Here is a 5,227-nt window from a genome sequence, read left to right on the forward strand (position 1 = left end):
GAGTGCGGTACGGGGGAAGGAGCCGGGGTGCGGGGCGAACTGTGCGGCGAGGGCGTCCAGGACGCGGCCGATGTCGTCGGCGATGCCGAGCGTCGCGGCGGCAGGGTTGGGCAGTCCCTGGTCGCTCGCGGTGGACGCGAGGCGTTCGGCGTGGGCGCGCAGGACCCGGCGGGCGTTGTCGGCGCGGATCATCCTCGCGTAAGCCGCCGCGTGCTGTGACCGCGGGCAGAACTGGACGAGGGCGTGAAGGTAGGAGGTGTTCAGGCCGGGAGCGTGCGGACGCGCGTGCTCCAGCACGGCGTTGAGCCAGGCGGTGTCCTTGGCGTGGTCGGCCGGGTCGGGCGGCGGGAGCGTGCGGATCGCGGTGAACAGTGCGGCATGGGTGTGGCTGTCGAAGTGCTGGGCGATCAGTGGCTCGGTGTCGGTCAGACGATCGGGTTCGAGGAGGAGGGCGCCGAGCAGGGCCTGTTCGGCGTAGTGGACCGGCTTCGGCGCGGGCGTGAGGTCGAGGTCGTCGTCCTCGTCGGGTTCGGGGGTATGGGGCATCAGGCGGCGAGGCTGAAGTCGTCGGGGTTGAAGGGCTTGTTGAGGTGCGGGGAGAGCAGGTGGGCGGCTAGGCGCGGGGGGACGGCGTTGCCGATCTGGGAGAAGGTCTGGCCTTTGTTGCCCTGCCAGGGATAGTCGGCGGGGAAGCTCTGCAGCACGCCCGCTTCCCGCGCGGTGATCTTGATCGGAGCCGGTGCCGCTTGCTGCTCGTCGTCCGGAAGGCCGGAGGCGGGGTCCGGGATCCAGAGGCATTCGTTGGCGCGGTGGCCGAAGAACAGGGTGCCGGCGGGCTGGCTGGCCCTGCGCACGGTGGCGTTGGTCTGGTTGTTGCTGCGCAGTGACCACGACCAGCGGTGCGCCTCGGCGGTGAACTGGGGAGCCGGAGCATCTGCGGGGCGGTTCTCACCGGGCCGGACGGCCCAGCCGGAGCCCTCGCGGCGGGAGGCCAGGACGAGTTCGGCGTCGGGGTGGGGCGTCCAGGTGCCGCGGTCGCGGGCGTCGGTCAGGGTCTTGCGCGAGCCGGAGGGGAAGGGCTCGGGGCCGCCTCCTGGCCCGCCGCCCGCGCACACGGTGGGCACGGGACGGTCGGTGGCGCCCCAGCCCAGGGCTTCGGCCATGGACACCCAGCGGGCCCGGCCGGGGCCGAAGAGCGATTCCGGTTCGGCGGACTGTGCGTGGGTGGGCGGCGGCGGTGCGGCGGTGCGAGTGCGGGAGGCGAGCAGGATCGCCCGCTTCCTCGTCTGAGGGACGCCGTAGTCGGCGGCGTTGAGGATGCCGCTCCACACGGAGAATCCCCAGGTCCGCAGGATCGCCGCGTACTGCCGCCACAGGGGCAGGACGTCGGGGACCTCCTCCATGAGCACCCATTCGGGCTCGCCTGCCGTGTTCAGGGCGTGCAGGTAGCGCATGGGCTCGGCGGCGAGGAGCGAGCGGGCGTCCGCGCACGCGCCGAGCAGTCTCTGGCGGGTGTCGCGTCCGGCGGCGAGGTCGGCGACGGCCTGGTGGACGAGGGGCTGGTCGACCAGGCCGAGGCGCTTGCCCGCCATGCTCCATGCCTGACAGGGAGGGGAGGCGATCAGTCCGAGGATCCGGCCGGAGAAGATCCGTGCCGGATAGGCGGCGACGTCGGTCCGGATCGTCAACTGCCCGGCCCGGGCACGGGTCTTGCAGGCCCACTCGTCCCACTCCAGGCCGACATCCCGCGCGCCGAGGACGGTGAGCGCGTGACTCCAGCCGCCGGGCCCGGCGAACAGGTCGAGGATGATCCGCCTCAACAAGCGAGCCCGAAGTCGTCCTGCACGGGCTCGGCCTCTCCGCGGCAGGCCCAGGGAGAACAGCCGTCGACCACGCCGTCCTCCGACTCTTCGGCCGAGGCCGCAGAGTCGTCGATCTCCTGCTGGCGCGCTGCCCATTCGGCGGCCGTGACATGGTCGATGGGGGCCTGGTCGAGCGGGACACGGGAGCGGTGCAGGAACGCCTGCCCCAGCAGTGGGTTCCCGGACGCGTTCGCGCGGGCGTTGCCCTGACGGATGGCCGCGTCGAAGGCGACCACGTCCTGCCATTCCTGCGGACTTGTGTCCCGGATGGTGCGCCACTGCGCGTTGCCGTGAAAAGGGCAGCCCAGGCAGGATGATTTCGGCGTGTCCGTCAGACCGATGGACGTGAGATATCGGATGCAGTCCGTGCGCGACCAGTTGAGGTCTATCAGGGGGTGGCGGTTGCGCATGTAGCGGACGTCGGCGTCCTTGGCCCGATGGAATTCATCGGTCGAGATACCTACCCACTGCTCGACGAAGATTTCCTTCGGGATGCGCTGCGGATAGGGGTATCCGAGAAGTTCCCGGACCTTCTTCTTGATCGGCTTTATCTTGTATTCCCCGGTGCACTGTCGCCTGGTCATGCCTTGTTTCCCGTCCTCGTTGAGGACGTAGAGGGGCATGGATGCGAACCGGTGGCCGGGGTCGAGAGCGTCGTCTCGGATATTCCCGGAGATGACACGTAGCACGGGTATTCCGGCGGGATCGGCGATTTCTCGTACGAGGCGGTTGAGGTGAGAGTAGACCGTGCGGGGCTCCCAGCCGGTATCGGCGAAAATGGCGTAGTCGGCCTTCGGGAGAATCCCTTGCGCGGACAGGGCGAGCAGGGTGCTGGATTGGACTCCGGCACCTAGCGAGAGGATCTTCAGGGTGGGGGTGGTCATGGAATTCCGTGGGTGAGGGCGTGGTGATGCCGAGCGGAGTGTGGGTTGCGGGGTCAGCGGGTACGGCCGGCGGTGGCTTTGGGCAGGGCCGCTGCCGGGCGTGTGGTGGTGAGTGTGGGGGCCTTCGGCCGGCAGAAGGAGGCGGCAAGATCGCGGCAGCCTTCGGGGGTGAGGTGGACCCGCTCGTAGTGGGGCCACTCGGGGAATTTCTCGCGGTCCACGAGGCGCCGGGCTTCGAGGGCGCGGATGGTGCTGATGCTCACGCGGAGGTTCTCGTGGCGGACGAAGGGTTTGTTGCGGTCGATCGTCACGTCGCCCCGTGCGACGGCGCGCAGCGCGGCATCCTGGGCGGTGGTGAGGGCAGGTGGGTGGTGGAGGGGCGGGAAGCCCCGGTGAGAGCGCTCGGTGACGAACAGCTCAGCGGTCGCCAGCGCGTCGTCGGCTCCGAGTGCGGTCAGATGCGTGACGAGGGCGACGCGCCTGCCGGCCTCCCACCGGGCTTGGTGGTCGGTCAGCGTGACCAGGAGCGAGTCGTCGATCTCGACGGGAAGTCCGGCGCGCGTGGCATCGAGGATTTCCACGCTGGCCAGGAGGTGGTCGGCTGAGCCTGTGGCCAGGTGGGCCAGCTGGCGGACGCGCGCGTACACAGAACTGATCGCGGGGCTGCGGTACATCTTCCGCTGGGCATTGAGGGTGTCCACGATGTCGGCCGCCGATCGGGCCAACTGCCCTGCGGATGCGGCCTGTTCGGTGAGGCCGGCTGCGGTGCGGGTGCCGCCCAGCGGGTGCCGCAGGAGTGCGTCGTTGTAGCGGGTGAAGTCGGAGCCGAGGAGCAGGAGTTGTTCGGCGGGGGCGGTGGGTGCGGTGTTCGGGGTCAGCCGGGAGCCGTTTCGGTGGGGGTCAGCGGCGGCGTGCGGCGCGGTCGAGCTGGGCGAGGGCGTGGTCGAGTCGTGGATTTGCCGGGGTTCGGCGGACGGGGGTGATCAGGGCGCTGTTTGCGTGCCGCGTGATGGTGGGCACGTCGGCGTAGGCCCGCTCCACGGCGAAGGGGGTGGCCAGGGCGTCGAAGAAATTGCGGACGAGGGCCTCGGGCGCGTCCTGGGTGAACGTGGCCAGCGGCGCGTCTTCGCAGTAGGCGTGCTCGACCCGCCAGGAGATGTCCTCGCCGGGCGTGTGGTGCAGTCGACAGTACAGGTCGGGTGAGGTGAGGACGTCACCGTGGGCGGACCAGTCGTGCAGCGCGGCGAGTTGGTCCAGGGGCATGTCCGTGATCGGGATGCGGTCGGCGTGACGGGCATCGCCGAGCAGCTGGGGCAGCGCCTGGGTGACCGCGGCGACGGCCTCCAGGGGCGCCTCCCTGCTGAACATCGCTTCCCAGAACGGCTCATGGTGGGCGACGGTGACCCACCGGCCAAGGGGGTGCAGCGGGTTGAAGTCGAGGAACAGGCTGGCGTCGGGGCTGTCGATCTTGATGTGCCCGGTGTCGGCGTCGTGTTCGTGGCGCCAGCCGAAGAGGTGGATGAGGGGTCCGATCACGTCGGCGATCCGGTCGCCGGCGCCGGCCATGTACCGGGGCGAGATCATGACGCGGTCGTCGGGCATGTACGGGTTCACCGGCTTGCCCCTTGCCTCACAGCGGACTTGGGCGGCGTTGCCGCCACGGTTGTCGGCGCGGTGTGCGGGCGGGACTGGGCAAGAGAGCGCCGCCCCAGCTCCGTGACGGTGATCTTCTGGCCGTGGTATAGCGACGTGCTGGTGTCGGCGGTGACCATTCCGTGCCTGGCCAGGGCCCGGTAGGTGGCGATGGATACGCGGACGCCGTCGCTGGTCGCTACGCGTGTGACGCCCGCTCCGCGCTGGAGACTCTCATACAGTCGGCCGCCGCCCACGAGAGACGTGAGGGCGTCGTACTGGGGGCGGGTGAGAGCGGGCGCGGTTGTCTGCTGAGCGGATGCCGCCTGGTGGTCCTGTGCGGATGCCAGGTCATCGGTGATGCCGTGGGCCAGGTAGCGGCATCCGATCGCGCTCAGGTCGAGCTGGTGGGCGGCATCGTCGAGGTGACCGGCCATCTGCGGAATGGCCTCGGCGTGCCGCGCGGTACGCACCGCGTCGTCGTCGGCTGGACGGGGATTGCCGACGTGCTGCTGGCCCTCGTAGGGGTTGGCGAGCAGCGCGTGGGCGATGTCGGTGCCGGCGAGCGACGAAGAGGACACGACTGAGGCCAGCAGATTCAGGCTGGCGCGGCTGCCGGCGATGTCGGTGTACGCGCTGTTGTCGAGCGTGGTCAGTCGGGCGACGGCGGTGGCCGTGAGGTCCTGCGCCTTGATCAAGAGGGGGCTGATGCGGCGCAGCGCGTCCGTGCCGGGGGTGTAGGAGACGTCGCGTACGCGTGCGCGGAGGGCTTCGAAGTCCCCTGCGAGGTCCCGGAGTTGGCGGACGAATTCCTTGAGGTCGAGTGGGGGTGTGGAGATGGGGTGGGCT

At 70.1% G+C, this 5,227-nt stretch carries 6 protein-coding genes; all 6 read right to left on the reverse strand.

Translation table 11 applies throughout. The features are described from left to right. Nucleotides 1–546, reverse strand: a 546-nt coding sequence (locus tag AC31A1_RS46090; protein WP_489659046.1) for a DnaB-like helicase N-terminal domain-containing protein, incomplete at its 3' end; no start/stop codon positions are given. Beyond that, a complete protein-coding gene (locus tag AC31A1_RS46095; RefSeq protein WP_489659050.1) occupies nucleotides 546–1,811 on the reverse strand; it encodes a DNA cytosine methyltransferase in 1,266 nt (421 codons plus the stop codon). The genes AC31A1_RS46090 and AC31A1_RS46095, both read right to left, overlap by 1 nt. 5 nt (nucleotides 1,812–1,816) lie before the next feature. After that, a complete protein-coding gene (locus AC31A1_RS46100; RefSeq protein ID WP_489659051.1) occupies nucleotides 1,817–2,689 on the reverse strand; it encodes an adenine nucleotide alpha hydrolase family protein in 873 nt (290 codons plus the stop codon). A gap of 110 nt (nucleotides 2,690–2,799) precedes the next feature. Next, a complete protein-coding gene (locus AC31A1_RS46105; protein ID WP_489659047.1) occupies nucleotides 2,800–3,471 on the reverse strand; it encodes a hypothetical protein in 672 nt (223 codons plus the stop codon). 175 nt (nucleotides 3,472–3,646) lie between these two features. Continuing rightward, complete coding sequence (locus AC31A1_RS46110; protein ID WP_489659048.1) at nucleotides 3,647–4,360, reverse strand: SPDY domain-containing protein; 714 nt, start codon at nucleotides 4,358–4,360, stop codon at nucleotides 3,647–3,649. Then, nucleotides 4,357–5,227 (reverse strand): hypothetical protein (locus AC31A1_RS46115; RefSeq protein WP_489659049.1); only part of this gene is annotated, 871 nt, incomplete at its 5' end. The genes AC31A1_RS46115 and AC31A1_RS46110, both read right to left, overlap by 4 nt.

Source organism: Streptomyces sp. P5F9, assembly GCF_057961495.1.